Consider the following 17025-nt stretch of genomic DNA (forward strand, 5'->3'; position numbering starts at 1 on the left):
ACCGCGTACCGTTGACCTGTGCCTAAGACGACCCGCGCTCAACCCGGCAGGCTGAGCAGCCGCTTTTGGAAGCTGCTCGGCGCCAGCACCGAAAAGGACCGCAACCGCTCGCTCACCCTGGTCACCGACTCGTCGGAGTACGACGACGAAGCGGCCGGGCTGACCGACGAACAGCTCCGCAAGGCGGCCGGGCTGCTCAACCTCGAGGACCTCGCGGATTCCGAGGACATCCCGCAGTTCCTGGCCATCGCGCGCGAGGCGGGCGAGCGGGCCAGCGGGCTGCGGCCGTTCGACGTGCAGCTGCTGGGCGCGCTGCGCATGCTGGCCGGCGATGTCATCGAGATGGCCACCGGTGAGGGCAAGACGCTCGCGGGCGCGATCGCCGCGGCCGGATACGCGCTGGCCGGGCGGCACGTGCACGTCGTCACCATCAACGACTACCTGGCCCGCCGCGACGCGGAATGGATGGGCCCCCTCATCGAGGCCATGGGCCTGACGGTCGGCTGGATCACCGCCGAGTCGACCAGCGAGGAACGCCGTGCCGCGTACGGCTGCGACGTCACCTACGCCTCGGTCAACGAGATCGGCTTCGACGTACTGCGCGATCAACTGGTGACCGACGTCGCCGACCTGGTGTCGCCCAACCCCGACGTGGCGCTCATCGACGAGGCCGACTCGGTGCTGGTCGACGAGGCGCTGGTGCCGCTGGTGCTGGCCGGGACCACGCACCGCGAGACGCCGCGGCTGGAGATCATCAAGCTGGCCGGCCAGCTGGAAGCCGGCACCGATTACGACACCGACGCCGACAGCCGCAACGTGCACCTGACCGAGGTCGGCGCCCGCAAGGTCGAAAAGGCGCTCGGCGGCATCGACCTGTACTCCGAGGAACACGTCGTCACCACGCTGACCGAGATCAACGTGGCGCTGCACGCGCACGTGCTGCTGCAGCGCGACGTGCACTACATCGTCCGCGACGACGCGGTGCACCTGATCAACGCCGCGCGCGGGCGCATCGCGCAGCTGCAGCGCTGGCCGGACGGCCTGCAGGCCGCGGTCGAGGCCAAGGAGGGCATCGAGACCACCGAGACCGGCGAGGTGCTCGACACCATCACGGTGCAGGCGCTGATCAACCGGTACGCGACGGTGTGCGGCATGACCGGCACGGCGCTGGCCGCCGGCGAGCAGCTGCGCCAGTTCTACAAGCTCGGCGTGTCACCAATTCCGCCGAACGAGCCCAACATTCGCGAAGACGAGTCCGACCGGGTCTACATCACCGCCGCGGCCAAGAACGACGCGATCGTCGCGCACATCGCCGAGGTGAACGAGACCGGGCAGCCGGTGCTGGTCGGCACCCGCGACGTGGCCGAATCCGAGGAGCTGCACGAGCGGCTGCTGCGCCGCGGTGTGCCCGCGGTGGTGCTGAACGCCAAAAACGACGCCGAGGAAGCCCAGGTGATCGCGGAGGCGGGCAAGTTCGGCGTGGTCACCGTCTCGACGCAGATGGCCGGGCGCGGCACCGACATCCGCCTCGGTGGCTCCGACGAAGCCGACCACGACGGGGTCGCCGAGCTGGGCGGGCTGCACGTCGTCGGGACCGGGCGGCACCACACCCAGCGCCTGGACAATCAGCTGCGCGGCCGCGCCGGCCGTCAGGGCGACCCGGGCTCGTCCGTCTTCTTCTCCAGCTGGGAGGACGACGTCGTCGCCGCCAACCTCGACCACAACAAGCTGCCGACCCAGACCGACGAGGACGGCAGGATCGTCAGCCCGAAGGCCGCGGGCCTGCTCGACCACGCCCAGCGCGTCGCCGAGGGCCGCATGCTGGACGTGCACGCCAACACCTGGCGCTACAACCAGCTGATCGCCCAGCAGCGGGCCATCATCGTCGGTCGACGGGATACGTTGCTGCGCACGCCGACCGCGCGTGAGGAGCTCGCCGAGCTGGCGCCCAAGCGGTACGAGGAGCTGGCCGACACCGAAGGAATCTCCGAAGAGCGCCTGGAGACGATCTGCCGGCAGATCATGCTGTATCACCTCGACCGCGGCTGGGCCGACCACCTGGCGTACCTGGCCGACATCCGCGAGAGCATCCACCTGCGCGCGCTGGGCCGGCAGAACCCGCTGGACGAGTTTCACCGGATGGCCGTCGACGCGTTCGCGTCCCTGGCCGCCGACGCGATCGAGGCGGCCCAGCAGACGTTCGAAACCGCGAACGTGCTCGAGGAGGAGCCCGGCCTGGACCTGTCCAAGCTGGCGCGGCCGACGTCGACGTGGACCTACATGGTCAACGACAACCCGCTGTCGGACGACACCCTGTCCACCCTGAGCCTGCCCGGGGTGTTCCGCTAGCGCCCGCCTCCCGCTCGGTCCGCGCTGCGGACCGCATCGTCGGCGGGCTAATGTCACGGCTCATGGAGCCGGTGCTTCCACCCAACCGGGTGCTGACGGTCCCCAACGTGCTCAGCGCTGTGCGCCTGGCGCTGATCCCGGTGTTCGTCTACGCGCTGCTGGTCGCGCATGCCAACGGGTGGGCCGTCGCGATTCTGATGTTCAGCGGGGCCTCGGACTGGGCCGACGGCAAGATCGCCCGGCTGCTCAATCAGTCCTCCAAGCTCGGGGTGCTGCTCGACCCCGCGGTCGACCGCCTCTACATGGTGGCCGTGCCCATCGTCCTGGCGTTCAGCGGGATCGTGCCGTGGTGGTTCGTCATCGTCCTGATCGCGCGCGACGGCCTGTTGGCCGCGACGCTGCCGCTGCTCTGGAGCCGGGGGCTGACGGCGCTGCCGGTGACCTACATCGGCAAGGCCGCGACGTTCGCGCTGATGTCCGGATTCCCGCTGGTGCTGCTGGGCACCTTTGACGCGCTGTGGAGCCGCGTCATCGGCGCCTGCGGATGGGCCTTCCTGGCCTGGGGCATGTACGCCTACCTGTGGGCGTTCGTGCAGTATGCGGTGCAGATGACTCTCGTGCTGCGACGCATGCCCAAGGTCGACCGTGGCTCCCGTCCCTCGGCCGCGGCGAAGGTGGCTGACCATGGCTGACGCCGACCGCCTGCTCGGCGGCTACGACCCCAACGCCGGTCACGGCGCGCATGTGGCTTCGCGGCCCAAGACGATCCCGGTGCCGTCGCTGTTGCGCGCGCTGCTGTCCGAGCACCTCGACCCCGGCTACGCGGCGGCGGCGGCCAAGCGCGGCGCCGCCGCCGCGCCCCGCGGCGGGCGGCAGCGCGTGGCCGGTTGGCTCTGGCAGGCGTTGGCGGCGCTGCTGATCGCGACGGTCTTCGCCGCCGCGGTCGCGCAGGCCCGCTCGGTGGCCCCCGGGGTGCGGTCCGAGCAGGAGCTCCTGTTGGGCAATGTGCGGTCGACGGAGGGCTCCGCCGCCAAGCTGAACCAGCGCCGCAGCCAACTGGCTACTCGGGTCGACGACGTGCAGCGCCACGCTCTGGCCGAAGACGCCGAGGGGCGGAGCCTGTTGAAACGCCTCGACGCGCTCAGCCTGGCGGCGGCCAGCACGGCGATCATCGGGCCCGGGCTGAAGGTGACCGTGACCGATCCCGGTGCCAGCCCGAACCTTTCGGACGTGTCCAAGCAGCGGGTGAGCGGCAGCCGCCAGATCATCCTGGACCGCGATCTGCAGCTGCTGGTCAATTCGCTGTGGGCGAGCGGCGCCGAGGCGATCTCCGTCGGCGGTGTGCGGATCGGGCCGAACGTCACCATCCGGCAGGCCGGAGGGGCGATCCTGGTCGACAACACCCCGACCAGCAGCCCGTACACCGTCCTGGCTATCGGGCCGCCGCGCGCGATGCGCGATGTCTTCGACAACAGCCCGGGCATGCAGCGGCTGAGGCTGCTGCAGATCTCCTACGGCGTCGTGGTTACCGTGGACGCCGGCGACGGACTAACGCTTCCCGCCGGATCGACCCGGGATGTCAAGTTCGCCAAGCAGATTGGGCCACAGTGAGAAAAGTCCTGGACAGACAGGTTCCCCCGGGTGAGACGCGGACGGGAAACCAAGCATGATCGGTATCGCGGCACTGGCGATCGGCATCGTGCTCGGCCTGGTTTTCCACCCCGCGGTGCCCGAAGTCGTCCAGCCCTATCTGCCGATCGCGGTGGTCGCGGCGCTGGACGCGGTGTTCGGCGGGTTACGGGCATACCTGGAGCGGATTTTCGATCCGAAGGTGTTCGTCATCTCGTTCGTGTTCAACGTCTTCGTGGCCGCGCTGATCGTCTACGTGGGCGATCAACTGGGCGTCGGCACGCAGTTGTCCACGGCCATCATCGTCGTGCTGGGCATCCGCATCTTCGGCAATGCCGCCGCCCTGCGCCGCAGGCTGTTCGGGGCGTGACCGCCATGACCCACGCGAGGCCGACGTGAGCCAGGATCCGGAAGATCGCAACGCCGGACGGCGCGCCGCCGGTGGCCAAAGTGCCGACGGGCCAACCGGGCCCGATCGCCCCGGGGCCGGCGCGGCGCGGGACCAGGGCGCGCCGCGCGGCCGCCACGAACTGGACGCGAAAAGCCCCCGTCCGGAAATCGGCCCGCTGCACCGCAACGGGCTCTCCGGCATGGTGCGCGGCGGCCGGTCCCGGATGGCGTTCGGGACGCTGGCCGCCATGCTGTGCCTGCTGCTGGGGCTGGCGATCGTCACCCAGGTCCGCCAGACCGAATCGGGTGACTCGCTGGAGACGGCCCGCCCCGCAGACCTTTTGGTGCTGCTGGATTCGTTGCGGCAGCGCGAAGGCACGCTCAACACCGAGGTGAACGAGCTACAGAACACGCTGAATTCGCTGCAGGCGTCCGGAAACAACGACCAGGCCGCCATCCAATCAGCACAGTCCAGGCTGGCGGCGCTGTCCATTCTGGTCGGGGCGGTCGGCGCCACCGGCCCCGGCGTCACCGTCACGATCGATGACCCCGGACCCGGGGTCGCGCCCGAGACGATGCTCGACGTGATCAACGAGTTGCGCGCCGCAGGCGCCGAGGCGATCGAGGTCAACGACGCACACCAATCGGTGCGGGTGGGTGTCGACACCTGGGTGGTGGGTACTCCTGGGTCGCTGATCATCGACTCCAAGACCCTGTCGCCGTCGTATTCGATTCTGGCGATTGGCGATCCACCCACCCTGGCCGCCGCGATGAACATTCCCGGTGGCGCGCAGGACGCCGTCAAGCGCGTCGGTGCGCGAATGTCCGTTCAGCAGGCCGACCGAGTGGACGTCACCACCTTGCGGCAACCAAAACCACACCAATACGCTCAGCCCGTCAAGTGAGCACCACCCGAACAGAACAGGACCACCCGTGAGCGATATCCCGCCCGATCTGCGCTACACCGCCGAACACGAATGGGTTCGCCGAAGTGGGGATGACACCCTGCGGGTGGGCATCACCGATTTCGCGCAGTCGGCATTGGGTGATGTCGTTTTCGTTCAGCTGCCCGACGTGGGCACCGAACTGACCGCGGGCGAATCGTTCGGTGAGGTCGAATCGACGAAATCGGTGTCGGACCTCTACGCGCCGGTGTCGGGCAAGGTGACCGCGGTCAACGGCGATCTGGACGGCAGTCCGCAATTGGTGAACTCCGACCCGTACGGGGGCGGGTGGTTGCTGGATGTGCAGGTATCCGACGTCGGCGAATTGGAGTCGGCGATTTCTTCGCTGCTCGACGCGGAGGCCTACCGCGGAACGCTCACCGAATGACGATTGCTAATGTCCCTGCAGCCCGGCGCGGCCAGCGCGCGGTGCAGCCAGGGTGCGGGGAAATCGAAGTTTCGGATCGTCAGGTGGTGGGCGCATTGCAAGCCGGTGCGCGGTACCGTCGACACATCGACCTTTGATCTCTCTCGAAGATCGCTGAAAGACACGTGAAAGACTCTTGAACGTACGAAACGGCAGTAATCGGCACATCGGGCAAGCAAACCTGGTGCACAAGCCGGCCGAGCGGCCCGGACAGACAACGCCACAGCAGCCAGTGAGGAGCAGCGCGTGACGGACATGGACAACGACCAGAATTCGGACGAAGTCACGGTGGAGACGACTTCGGTCTTCCGTGCCGACTTCCTCAACGAGCTGGACGCTCCCGCCCAGGCGGGAACCGAGAGCGCGGTGTCCGGGGTCGAAGGACTCCCCGCGGGCTCGGCGTTGCTGGTCGTCAAGCGTGGACCGAACGCGGGCTCGCGGTTTTTGCTGGACCAGCCCACCACGTCCGCCGGCCGGCATCCCGACAGCGACATTTTCCTCGACGACGTGACGGTCAGCCGCCGGCACGCCGAATTCAGGTTGGAAAACAACGAATTCAGCGTGGTCGACGTTGGTAGTCTCAACGGCACCTACGTCAACCGTGAGCCCGTGGACTCCGCGGTGCTTGCCAACGGTGACGAGGTGCAGATCGGCAAGTTCCGCTTGGTGTTTCTCACCGGACCCAAGCAGGGTGAGGATGGAGGATCTTCAGGCTAGTGAGCGCACCCGATAGCTCGGCACTGGCCGGGATGTCGATTGGGGCGGTCCTGGAACTGCTGAGGCCGGACTTCCCCGATGTCACCATCTCCAAGATCCGCTTCCTGGAGGCCGAGGGGCTGGTGACGCCGCAACGGGCCGCGTCGGGTTATCGAAGGTTCACCGCTTATGACTGCGCGCGGTTGCGGTTCATCCTTACCGCGCAACGTGATCACTACCTGCCGCTGAAGGTCATCAGGGCGCAGTTGGACGCCCAGCCCGACGGCGAGCTGCCGCCCGTCAAGGGGCCGTATTCCGTTCCGCGCCTGGTGTCCGTGGCGGGCACCGGGGAAGCCGCCGACGCGGGCCCCGACGCCTCCGCGGTGGCCCCCACCCACGTCCGGCTGAGCCGCGAAGAACTGCTCGACCGCGCGGGCGTGGGGGACGACCTGCTGATCGCCCTCCTCAAAGCCGGGGTCATCACCACCGGGCCCGCCGGTTTCTTCGACGAGCACGCCGTCGTCATCCTGCAGTGCGCGCGGGCGCTGTCGGATTACGGTGTCGAGCCGCGGCATCTGCGCGCTTTCCGCTCCGCCGCCGATCGCCAGTCGGACCTGATCGCCCAAATCGCCGGGCCGGTAGTCAAAGCCGGCAAGGCCGGTGCGCGCGATCGCGCAGACGATTTGGCGCGCGAAGTCGCGGCGCTCGCGATCACGTTGCACACGTCGCTGATCAAATCCGCCGTTCGCGACGTTCTCGATCGCTGAGGACTAGACTTCGGTCGACAGCTTGGTTTTCGGCAGCAGGGCGGAATTTTCACCTCGCCGTCCACTGGCGAATACCAATCCAACCGGCGCCACTAATGCGGAGGGCAGACACAAATGGGTGAAGTTCGTGTTGTCGGCATTCGCGTAGAGCAGCCGCAGAACCAGCCGGTGCTGTTACTGCGCGAAACCAACGGTGACCGATACCTTCCGATCTGGATCGGTCAGTCCGAGGCCGCCGCCATCGCCCTCGAGCAGCAAGGTGTCGAGCCCCCGCGCCCGTTGACGCACGATCTGATCAGGGATGTCATTGCCGCGCTTGGGCATTCGCTGAAAGAGGTGCGCATCGTCGATCTGCAGGAGGGCACTTTCTACGCTGACCTGGTGTTCGACCGCAACATCACCGTGTCGGCCCGGCCCTCGGACTCGGTGGCGATCGCGCTGCGGGTCGGCGTCCCGATCTACGTGGAGGAGGGCGTGCTCGCCCAGGCCGGCCTGCTGATCCCCGACGAGAGCGACGAGGAAGGCGGCACCGCCGTCCGGGAGGACGAGGTGGAGAAGTTCAAGGAATTTCTCGACAGCGTGTCCCCGGACGATTTCAAGGCGACCTAGCGCGCCGACGATGCGCACGCCACGGGGGCAAACCCGCCGCGACCAGCGATTGGGAACGGCGGGGGTGGCTGGTTTAGCCTGGACGGTGACATCACGGATCCGTCTCAAAGCACACCGTGATGTCGACACGCTGTCGGATAGCCCGCGCACTTGGCCCCGCGGCAGCCATACTTTGATCGCGACTACAGGCGCGGCGGCTATCAGCGTAAGCTCTACTAGCACTCGGGCCTGAGCACACGTGGCTGCGATGCAGCCATAGACGCAGCTAACGACGAGAGCGCGATCGCGGAGAGGAACCACCGTGAGCGAGCAGCCACGCCAAGAGCAGCTCAACCTAGCTGACAGCGGTAGCCCGGCGGCCAGTGACCGCAGCGTCACCGTAGCCAGCGCACCCGTGCAGCCCGGACTTTTCCCGGACGACTCCGTGCCCGACGAGCTGGTCGGCTACCGCGGTCCGAGCGCCTGCCAGATCGCCGGCATCACGTACCGGCAGCTGGACTACTGGGCCCGCACCTCGCTGGTGGTGCCGTCGATCCGCAGTGCGGCCGGCTCCGGCAGCCAGCGGCTGTACTCGTTCAAGGACATCCTGGTCCTCAAGATCGTCAAGCGGTTGCTGGACACCGGGATTTCGTTGCACAACATCCGCGTCGCGGTCGACCACCTGCGTCAGCGCGGTGTGCAGGATCTCGCCAACATCACCCTGTTCTCCGACGGCACCACCGTGTACGAGTGCACGTCGGCCGAAGAGGTCGTCGACCTGCTGCAGGGCGGGCAGGGCGTGTTCGGCATCGCCGTGTCGGGCGCCATGCGCGAGCTGACCGGCGTCATCGCGGACTTCCCCGGCGAGCGGGCCGACGGCGGCGAGTCGATCGCCGAGCCCGAGGACGAGCTGGCGTCCCGGCGCAAGCACCGCGACCGCAAAATCGGCTGAGCGGCGCGCCCGCGCCCTCGCCCCGGGCGGCCGAGTAAACTGGGCCGCGCATCGCATTCGAGCGGGAGAGTTCCGTGGCTGCCAGCCACGGACGCCGAAGGAGCAACACCTCTCCGTCAACCTCTCAGGCACCCGGACCGCGCGAAATCATGATGCCTCTGGAAAGCGGCGAGGGCCCCCGTGGCCCACGCCCGCCGATGGGGAAAGGCGCTCGGGCAGCATCGGGCACCGAATCTCTCAGGCGCCCGGCGAACGGGTGAAGACAGAGGGAGAGGGCCGTTAGTCCTCTGCCTTGATACGTCTTCGTCCGCCTACTCAGGAGTTCCAGTGTCCGATCAATTCACTTTCGCGGCTCGGCACATCGGCCCGGACAGCCAGGCCGTCGCGGCCATGCTCGCCGTCATCGGGGTCGACTCGCTCGAGGAGCTGGCCGCCAAGGCGGTCCCGGCCGGCATCCTGGACCGGCCGACCGATGGTGGCGCCGCGCCGGGTCTCGACCGGCTGCCGCCGCCCGCCACCGAGACCGAGGCGCTCTCCGAGCTGCGGGCGTTGGCCGAGGCCAACACGGTGGCCGTGTCCATGATCGGGCAGGGCTACTACGACACGCTCACGCCGCCGGTGTTGCTGCGCAACATCTTGGAGAACCCGGCCTGGTACACCGCCTATACGCCGTACCAGCCCGAGATCAGCCAGGGCCGGCTGGAGGCGCTGCTGAACTTCCAGACCATGGTCGCCGACCTCACCGGCCTCGAGGTCGCCAACGCGTCGATGCTCGACGAGGGCACCGCGGCCGCCGAGGCCATGACGCTGATGCACCGCGCGGCGCGCGGGAAGGCCAATCGCCTGGCGGTGGACGCCGACGTCTTCGCCCAGACCGCGGGCATCCTGGCCACCCGGGCCAAGCCGCTGGGCATCGAGATCGTCACCGCCGACCTGCGCAACGGGCTGCCCGACGAAGGGGAGTTCTTCGGCGTCATCGCCCAGCTGCCCGGGGCCAGTGGCCGGGTGACCGACTGGGCGGGTCTGGTGGAGCAGGCGCACGATCGGGGCGCGCTGGTCGCCATCGGCGCCGACCTGCTCGCCATGACACTGATCACGCCGCCCGGCGAGATCGGCGCCGACGTCGCGTTCGGCACCACCCAAAGATTCGGTGTGCCAATGGGATTCGGTGGTCCCCACGCCGGCTACCTGGCGGTGCATGCCAACCACGCGCGCCAGCTGCCGGGCCGGCTGGTAGGGGTGTCGCTGGACGCCGACGGGTCACCGGCTTACCGGCTGGCGCTGCAGACCCGCGAGCAGCACATCCGCCGCGACAAGGCGACCAGCAACATCTGTACCGCGCAGGTGCTGCTGGCCGTGATGGCCGCGATGTACGCCAGCTACCACGGCGCCGAGGGGCTGACCGCGATCGCGCGCCGCGTGCACGGTCACGCCGGGGCGATCGCCGCCGCCCTCGGCGATGCGCTGGTGCACGACAAGTACTTCGACACCGTGCTGGCCCGGGTGCCCGGGCGGGCCGCCGAGGTGATCGCCGCGGCCAAGGATCGCGGCATCAACCTGTGGCGGGTCGACGACGACCACGTGTCGGTGGCCTGCGACGAGGCCACCACCGACGAGCACGTGGCCGCGGTGCTCGAGGCCTTCGGAACCCAAGCCGCCGAGCCGACGTGCGCCGGCATCACCACCCGCACCTCGGAGTTCCTCACCCACCCCGCGTTCACCCAGTACCGCACCGAGACCGCGATGATGCGCTACTTGCGGGCGCTGGCCGACAGAGATATCGCCTTGGACCGCAGCATGATTCCGCTGGGTTCCTGCACCATGAAGCTCAACGCCGCCGCGGAGATGGAGCCCATCACCTGGCCGGAGTTCGCCCGCCAGCATCCGTTCGCGCCGGCGTCGGACACCCCCGGGCTGCGGCGCCTGATCGCCGACCTGGAGACCTGGCTGGTGGAGATCACCGGCTACGACGCCGTCTCGCTGCAACCCAACGCCGGGTCGCAGGGCGAATACGCCGGCCTGCTGGCCATCCACGACTACCACGCCAGCCGCGGGGAACCGCACCGCGACATCTGCCTCATCCCGTCCAGTGCGCACGGCACCAACGCGGCGTCGGCGGCGCTGGCCGGGATGCGGGTGGTCGTGGTGGCCTGCCACGACAACGGGGACGTGGATCTCGACGACCTGCGCGCCAAGGTCGGCGAGCACCGCGACCGGCTGTCGACGCTGATGATCACCTATCCGTCCACGCACGGGGTGTACGAGCACGACATCGCCGAGATCTGTGCGGCCGTGCACGACGCCGGCGGCCAGGTGTACGTCGACGGCGCCAACCTCAACGCGCTGGTCGGTCTGGCGCGGCCGGGCAAGTTCGGCGGCGACGTCAGCCACCTGAACCTGCACAAGACGTTCTGCATCCCGCACGGCGGCGGCGGACCCGGTGTCGGGCCGGTGGCGGTGCGCTCACATCTGGCGCCGTTCCTGCCCGGTCACCCGCACGCACCCGAGCTCCCCCAGGGGCATCCGGTGTCGGCGGCGCCCTACGGGTCGGCCTCGATCCTGCCGATCAGCTGGGCCTACATCAGGATGATGGGCGCCGACGGACTGCGTGCGGCGTCGCTGACCGCGATCACGTCGGCCAACTACATCGCCCGGCGTCTCGACGAGTACTTCCCGGTGCTCTACACCGGCGAGAACGGCATGGTCGCCCACGAATGCATCCTGGACCTGCGCGGCATCACCAAGGCGACCGGCGTCACCGTCGACGATGTGGCAAAGCGCTTGGCGGACTACGGGTTTCACGCACCCACCATGAGCTTTCCGGTGGCCGGCACGCTGATGGTGGAACCCACCGAGAGCGAGACCCTGACCGAGGTCGACGCGTTCTGCGACGCGATGATCGCGATCCGCCGCGAGATCGACCGGGTGGGCTCGGGGGAGTGGCCCGTCGACGACAACCCGCTGCGGGGCGCACCGCACACCGCCGAGTGCCTGGTGCTCGGCGACTGGGACCACCCGTACACGCGGGAGCAGGCCGCCTACCCGCTGGGCAAGGAGTTTCGGCCGAAGGTGTGGCCGCCGGTGCGTCGCATCGACGGCGCCTACGGCGATCGCAATCTGGTCTGCTCGTGCCCGCCGGTGGAGGCGTTCGCCTGACGGCGGCGCGGGTCGAGCCTCAGCCGGGCGCCGCCGCGGGGATGTGCACCACCAACGGCACCAGGTAGCGGCGGGCGAAGTCGCGGGCCCGATTCATGTTGTAGATCGGGATGACCGAATTCGGCGTCTTGACCAGCGAGATGATCAGCCGTCCGATCATCTCGCCCACCACCTCGGCATCGAGATCGGCGGGCAGGTCACCGCGTTCCTGCCATCGGCGAAGCCAGGTGGCGATGTAGCCGCGGGTCATGGCGATCAGGTTCTCGTCGGTCAGGTAGGCGGATAGTTCACCGGCGGCGGGTGATTCGCGGATGCTGCGGGTGAGCAGCTTGGGCGCGGAGGCCTCGTGGACGAAGGCCGCGAAGACCTCCGCGATGCCCTCTTCCGGCGTGGCCGCCCGGCCCGCGACCTCCGAGACGAGCGTGCTCAGCCGCAGTGATTCGTCCATGATGGTCAGCCGCACCAGGTTTCGTTTGTGCCGGAAGCGGCGGTAGACCGTGGCGACGCCGACGCCGGCGGTGTCGGCGATGTCCTGCATGGTGGTGCTGGAGAATCCGCGCTCGGTGAAGCAGGTGCGCGCCGCGGTGACGATGGTCCGGGCCGTGGGGTCCAGGGTGGCCAGGCCGTCGGGCACCAGTCCCAGCAGCATCGCGGGGTCTACCATCTGGCCCTCCAGGCGATCGGGGGTATCACGTCGATTCTGCGTTGCATCAGCGTATTCGCCCGCGGGTGCGGCGAACTCGTCCGGGTGCCTGCGGGCCGCCGCCGGTCCGGCGTGGTCGGATCAGGTGCGGCTCGGCGCGGCGAACGAATCGAGCAGCACCGAGCGATAGCGGTCGCGCAGCCGCTCGTACCGGTAACGGTTGTAGGCCAGGGGCTCCAGCGTGAGCCGGCGCGGCAACCATCGCCAGCCCAGCTGCAGGGCGGCGACATAGACGGCGAACTCGGCCTGCTCACGCGCGCCCCACCGCACGCCCAGCAGGCCGCGCATCGTGGGGTGGGCGACCGCGGCCGAGCAGACCACCACCGGCCGGGACACCAGCGTGGTCAGCACCGGCCACGCGAGCCGCAGCAGCGGTCGTATCTGCCGCGATACCAACAACTTCGGGATGGGTGGCGCGACGAAGCTGCGGTTGGCGAACTGCAGAAAGTCGTTGTCGGCCAGATCCTTCGCGGCGACGGCGTCGTAGTACTCGAGCATGTCCTGCAGCGTCGCCGGCAGCTTCGCCTGCTTGCTGGGCAGTTCCAGGAATTGCAGCTCCGCCCGCAGTGTCTGGTAGACAACCTCTTTCTCGGCCGCGGTGAGCCGACGGCCGCACACCCGCAGATACGCCTGATAGAGGAGGTTGAGGCCGCTCACGGCCACCCAGATCCACACCTCGGGATCCAGTGCGCTGTATTGGGTGTCGCTGAACGAGTCCTTGCCGGTGCCCCGCACGTCGCGGTGCAATCGTTTGAGGTCGGCCCGCGACGCCCGCACATCGGAGCTGTCCCCGAAGGTGGCCAGGGCGGTGAACGCGGCGCTGCGGATGCCGCGGTCGGTGAAGTTGTCGGCGAACCGCCCGCTGCGGTCCACCGCCGCGGCGATCTCCCGGTGCGCCACCTGGTCCAGGGCCAGCCGCCCGAACGCCGCCGCGAGCGGCGAGCCGGCGAACCATCGGACGTCGTCCGCCAGTTCCCGGTGCGCCGCGCCCGCTTTCACCGTTGCGGCTGGCCCATTGCCCTGCATGAAGCTCGACGTCGTCGTCATGCCGCTCCTCCTTTACTGGGCTTTACCGGACGCGAGTTCGGGTCACACCACGGTTGCCCCGGTGATGCGGCGCATCCGCATGTCCCACACCACCGCCTTCACGCCCAGCCGCATCAAGAACCGCGGTGTGAACAGGTCCAGCACCCCGAGAACGCGCTGCCAGCGGTCGAATCGGCGCTGCTGCGCCTCCGACCAGCCGAATCCGAGCTTCTCGCGCAGTCGCGCCGGCAGGTACCCCAGCGTCATGAACAGGTTCCAGCTGCCCAACAGTGCCGGGATGGGAGCGGGCAGGAAATTCAGCCGCGCGATGCCGATCAGGTAGGCGCGCATCCGTTCGTCGAAGTCGAGTCGGTCGAGTTGCTCGCGCCAGTAGCGCTGGGCGGCCGCCCGATCGGCGGGCCACATGTCGGGTGGCACCTGCAGGGTGGTCGCGAACACCGACGCGGCCCGGTGAATCGTCTCGGGGTCGTGGCGAGACCGGCCGCCCCGCAGCCGGCGGGTGTCCTCGAACACCGCGGCCATGCAGGATGCCACCCAGAGTTGTAATGCGGGGTCGAACGCGTTGTAGCGCACCGGGCTGTGCGGGCCGGACCGCACCGGTACGTGCGCGGCGTTGACCGCCTCGCGATACACCCTGCGATCCTTGGCCTTTCCGCCGATGGCCACCGCGATGTAGGTGAACGTGGTGCGGGCCCGTTTGAACGGGTGCTTGTGCAGGTTGCCGCTGTCGACCTTGCTCTCCATTACGCCGTAGGCCACGCCCGCGTTCGCCAGCTGCATCACGACATTGGCCGCACCGTAGGCCGGGGTGAGCCAGGGCGACATCTCCTCGGCCAGAAAGGACGTGTTGACCGAATCGGTGTCCACCCGCTGGGCCCGCCGATCCGGTGGGGCGGCCGCACCGGGGCCGTCCGGGTGCATCGGCGGCGGCGCAGCCGGCCCGGCTGGTGCGGCGGACATCTCGACCACGTCTACTCGGCCCCTCGCCTGATAGAAATGAAGGAAGATTCTATCGTCGAGTCTGACACACCCCGCCGGCGTTTGATAGAGACCGCGAGGAATTATCCGGGATCGGTGCGCCGGCCAGGGCTTTCGCCGCGCCCGAACCGCCGGTTCCGCGAGCGCCGGACCCCGGCGAGGCGATAGCCGCCGGTAGGCGGAAGCAATCTGGCTATCACGCGGCGCGCCGACCCGGGCTGCGCGCCGGTCGGGCGCCGACTCGCGTACTCAGCTCAGAAAGGCGTTGATCGCCGACGCGAGATCGGGGGACGCCGACGTCGCGAGGTTCTGATAGCCACCGCCACTGAGCTGGGCGACGGCTTCCCAGGTCGCCCGGTCCGGGTCGGCCCCGAAGTCGATGACATTGACCGCGATGGGTTTGGCCGGATCGGCACTCTTGCGAACGAAGTCCTGCAGCCCCGACCCGTCCAATGTCTGGTCGGTGTGCGGCCCCGCCGTGATCAGCAGGATCGAATTCGTCTGTCCCGCATGGTAGTTGGTCTGCATATCCTGGTAGAGCATCCGCAGCGTGGTGAAGGACACCGCGCCGCCGCCCGACGAGTACTGCTTGTCCAGCGCGGCGGCCAGCGCCGCCGAACGTGGCTGTCCGTTGACGGCGTCGGACAGCGGCCCGCTCGCCACCTCGGAGCGGCCCTCGTGGCCGTCGAACGTCCACAGCCCGACCACCGCCGTGCCGGGCAGCCCCTTGATTTTGTCCTGCAGCGCCCCGATCACGTTGGCCAGCCGGGACTTTCCACCTTCCTGGCCGGGCATCGACTGGTCCAGCATGATCGTGGTGGCCTGTCCGCTCGACGGGCTCGCCATCGCCTCGGCGAGGGTGGCCCGCAGCGGCTCGTCGCCCACCGACAACGCGGCCGGCAGCGCCGGGAAGTTGGTGACCGGGCTGCCGGGCGGCTTGACCCCGTTGACGCGGAAGCCGGCCTTCGCCAGCTTGGCCAGCTGGTCGGACTTGTGCATGTAACGCGAGAACTCGCTGGCCGCCGAGGCCTGTTCCCGGCTGAGCCAGGAACCGCTGAGCAGCACGGTGGGGTAGTCGGCCACCGCGGCAGAGCCGGGCGGGAGCCAGAACCCCAAGGCGCCCTTGGCGTCCGGCAACGATTGCCCACGCTGGAACAGTTGCTGCTCGGTGGTGACGACCGCGTGTACCGGCGCAGTCGCGGGGTCGCCGGGCTTCAGCAGCGAATTCATCGCCTCGTTGAGCGAGTTGTCGGCCAGTTTGGGTTGGGCGTTCAGCAGGCTGCGCACCGCGCCGGTGCCCTGCGTCACCGGGGCGCCGGGCGGCACGGACGCGGCCGCCACCGCCTCTCCGGCCAGAAACGATGCGTCCCCGTTGCCGTTCATCGGCAGGGCCAGGCGCAACGCACCCCACGCGGGTAAGTTCAACCCCGCCAACGCATTCGGATTGGTTTGCAGCCCGGGCAGCGCCGCCCAGTTCTGGTTGGACAGGGCCGGGGCGAGTTGAGGACGGATGGCCAGCACCACCGGCGAGGTGACCAGCGAATGACTCTCGGTGATGGTCTTCTGGGCCGTCGCCCCGGCGAGCCGCGCGGCCGAGATCGAGCTCCCCGGAATCCACAGCGCCGGCTGGCCGCCCAGTTCCGCGGGCCACTTGCCGATGAAGCCGTTCAGCACCGCGTCGGAGTTGGCCGGCTTGACGCTCACCACCATGCAATGGTCACCGATGGGCCCGGCCGATTTGTTGTAGCTTTCCGCCAGTTGCTGAACGGAATCGGCGATCGACGGATCGGCGACGACGGCCACCGTCTCCTGGCCGCCGGAACAGCGGCCCGCCGCAGTGTGCGATCGCTTGGACAGCGCGTCACCGAAGAAGCTCCACAGGATCACCGATCCCACCACGACGACGACCGCGACCAGCGCCACGATCACGCCGATGCTGACGCCGCGGCGCCCTGCCTCGCTGCGATGGCCGCCCAGCCGATCGGCGAGCCCACGATGCCCGCCCCGGAAGAGCGACGGTGTCGAGGCCGGCGGCTCCGGGCTCGAAGCTGCCCGTGACGGAAACTCCGGGTAGTCGTCGGCGGCGAAGTCCTCGTCGTCGGGATGGCGACGCTCGTCCGAGTAGTAACCCTCGTCCGCGTGGTCGTCGTCGTCCGAGTAGTCGTCCTCGTCCGAATAGAGGTCGGCTTCCTCCTCGTCGCCGGCGTCCCGGTAGCGGTGTCCCGCCTCGTCACCTCGAGACGGCTCGTCGACGACGTCGTCGCGAGATGGCTCGTCGAGGGAGTCGTCAGGGTCGGGCGCACTGTGCCTACCCATAGCAGTGCCCGCGGCCTTTCCTTCGATCCATTAACTCGGCGCCGATTTTAGTCATCGACGGCACTATTACACGCTCGAACCCG

The 17025-nt window shown here is 68.8% G+C and carries 15 protein-coding genes and 2 riboswitches; of the genes, 11 read left to right on the plus strand and 4 right to left on the minus strand.

Annotated elements, in window-relative coordinates; translation table 11 throughout:
• The first annotated feature begins 18 nt into the window (after window positions 1-18).
• From secA2 to gcvP, 11 genes are all read left to right on the plus strand, one after another.
• Window positions 19-2349, plus strand: coding sequence for an accessory Sec system translocase SecA2 (gene secA2 / locus B9D87_RS05685; RefSeq protein WP_007771383.1), 2331 nt, complete (start codon window positions 19-21; stop codon window positions 2347-2349).
• A gap of 62 nt (window positions 2350-2411) precedes the next feature.
• On the plus strand, window positions 2412-3041 hold the full coding sequence (locus tag B9D87_RS05690) for a CDP-alcohol phosphatidyltransferase family protein (protein ID WP_007771381.1): 630 nt from the start codon (window positions 2412-2414) through the stop codon (window positions 3039-3041).
• Window positions 3034-3960, plus strand: a complete 927-nt coding sequence (locus tag B9D87_RS05695; RefSeq protein WP_007771380.1) for a DUF881 domain-containing protein — start codon at window positions 3034-3036, stop codon at window positions 3958-3960. The genes B9D87_RS05690 and B9D87_RS05695 overlap by 8 nt, the downstream gene beginning before the upstream one ends.
• 55 nt (window positions 3961-4015) lie before the next feature.
• Window positions 4016-4348 (plus strand): small basic family protein, encoded by a 333-nt coding sequence (locus tag B9D87_RS05700; protein ID WP_007170008.1) that lies wholly within the window; start codon window positions 4016-4018, stop codon window positions 4346-4348.
• A gap of 25 nt (window positions 4349-4373) precedes the next feature.
• Window positions 4374-5273 (plus strand): DUF881 domain-containing protein, encoded by a 900-nt coding sequence (locus tag B9D87_RS05705; RefSeq protein WP_007771378.1) that lies wholly within the window; start codon window positions 4374-4376, stop codon window positions 5271-5273.
• Between the two features lie 28 nt (window positions 5274-5301).
• Window positions 5302-5700 carry a glycine cleavage system protein GcvH gene (gene gcvH / locus B9D87_RS05710; protein ID WP_007771377.1) on the plus strand — a complete coding sequence of 133 codons (399 nt, stop codon included), beginning with the start codon at window positions 5302-5304 and terminating at the stop codon, window positions 5698-5700.
• Between the two features lie 294 nt (window positions 5701-5994).
• A complete protein-coding gene (gene garA / locus B9D87_RS05715) occupies window positions 5995-6456 on the plus strand; it encodes a glycogen accumulation regulator GarA (RefSeq protein ID WP_007771376.1) in 462 nt (153 codons plus the stop codon).
• On the plus strand, window positions 6456-7202 hold the full coding sequence (gene ftsR, locus B9D87_RS05720) for a transcriptional regulator FtsR (RefSeq protein ID WP_007771375.1): 747 nt from the start codon (window positions 6456-6458) through the stop codon (window positions 7200-7202). Before garA ends, ftsR begins: the two co-directional genes overlap by 1 nt.
• A gap of 114 nt (window positions 7203-7316) precedes the next feature.
• A complete protein-coding gene (locus B9D87_RS05725) occupies window positions 7317-7811 on the plus strand; it encodes a bifunctional nuclease family protein (protein ID WP_007771374.1) in 495 nt (164 codons plus the stop codon).
• 301 nt (window positions 7812-8112) lie between these two features.
• Window positions 8113-8742, plus strand: a complete 630-nt coding sequence (locus B9D87_RS05730; RefSeq protein ID WP_007771372.1) for a MerR family transcriptional regulator — start codon at window positions 8113-8115, stop codon at window positions 8740-8742.
• 52 nt (window positions 8743-8794) lie between these two features.
• Window positions 8795-8892, plus strand: a riboswitch (glycine riboswitch).
• Window positions 8893-9018, plus strand: a riboswitch (glycine riboswitch).
• 51 nt (window positions 9019-9069) lie between these two features.
• Window positions 9070-11898, plus strand: a complete 2829-nt coding sequence (gcvP, locus tag B9D87_RS05735; RefSeq protein WP_007771370.1) for an aminomethyl-transferring glycine dehydrogenase — start codon at window positions 9070-9072, stop codon at window positions 11896-11898.
• A gap of 19 nt (window positions 11899-11917) precedes the next feature.
• Here gcvP and B9D87_RS05740 read toward each other — a convergent pair whose 3' ends face one another.
• The 4 genes from B9D87_RS05740 to B9D87_RS05755 form a co-directional block, all read right to left on the minus strand.
• On the minus strand, window positions 11918-12562 hold the full coding sequence (locus tag B9D87_RS05740; RefSeq protein ID WP_040629872.1) for a TetR/AcrR family transcriptional regulator: 645 nt from the start codon (window positions 12560-12562) through the stop codon (window positions 11918-11920).
• A gap of 120 nt (window positions 12563-12682) precedes the next feature.
• Entirely contained in the window at window positions 12683-13648 is a 966-nt protein-coding gene (locus B9D87_RS05745; RefSeq protein ID WP_007771367.1) for an oxygenase MpaB family protein, read from the minus strand.
• A gap of 42 nt (window positions 13649-13690) precedes the next feature.
• Window positions 13691-14569: an oxygenase MpaB family protein gene (locus B9D87_RS05750; protein WP_040629871.1), complete on the minus strand. Its 879-nt coding sequence runs from the start codon at window positions 14567-14569 to the stop codon at window positions 13691-13693.
• A 306-nt stretch (window positions 14570-14875) separates the two neighbouring features.
• Window positions 14876-16942, minus strand: a complete 2067-nt coding sequence (locus B9D87_RS05755; RefSeq protein ID WP_007771365.1) for a substrate-binding domain-containing protein — start codon at window positions 16940-16942, stop codon at window positions 14876-14878.
• Window positions 16943-17025: the final 83 nt, after the last annotated feature.

Origin of the sequence: Mycobacterium colombiense CECT 3035, assembly GCF_002105755.1 — a bacterium.
In the GTDB taxonomy this organism is placed as follows: Bacteria; Actinomycetota; Actinomycetes; order Mycobacteriales; family Mycobacteriaceae; genus Mycobacterium; species Mycobacterium colombiense.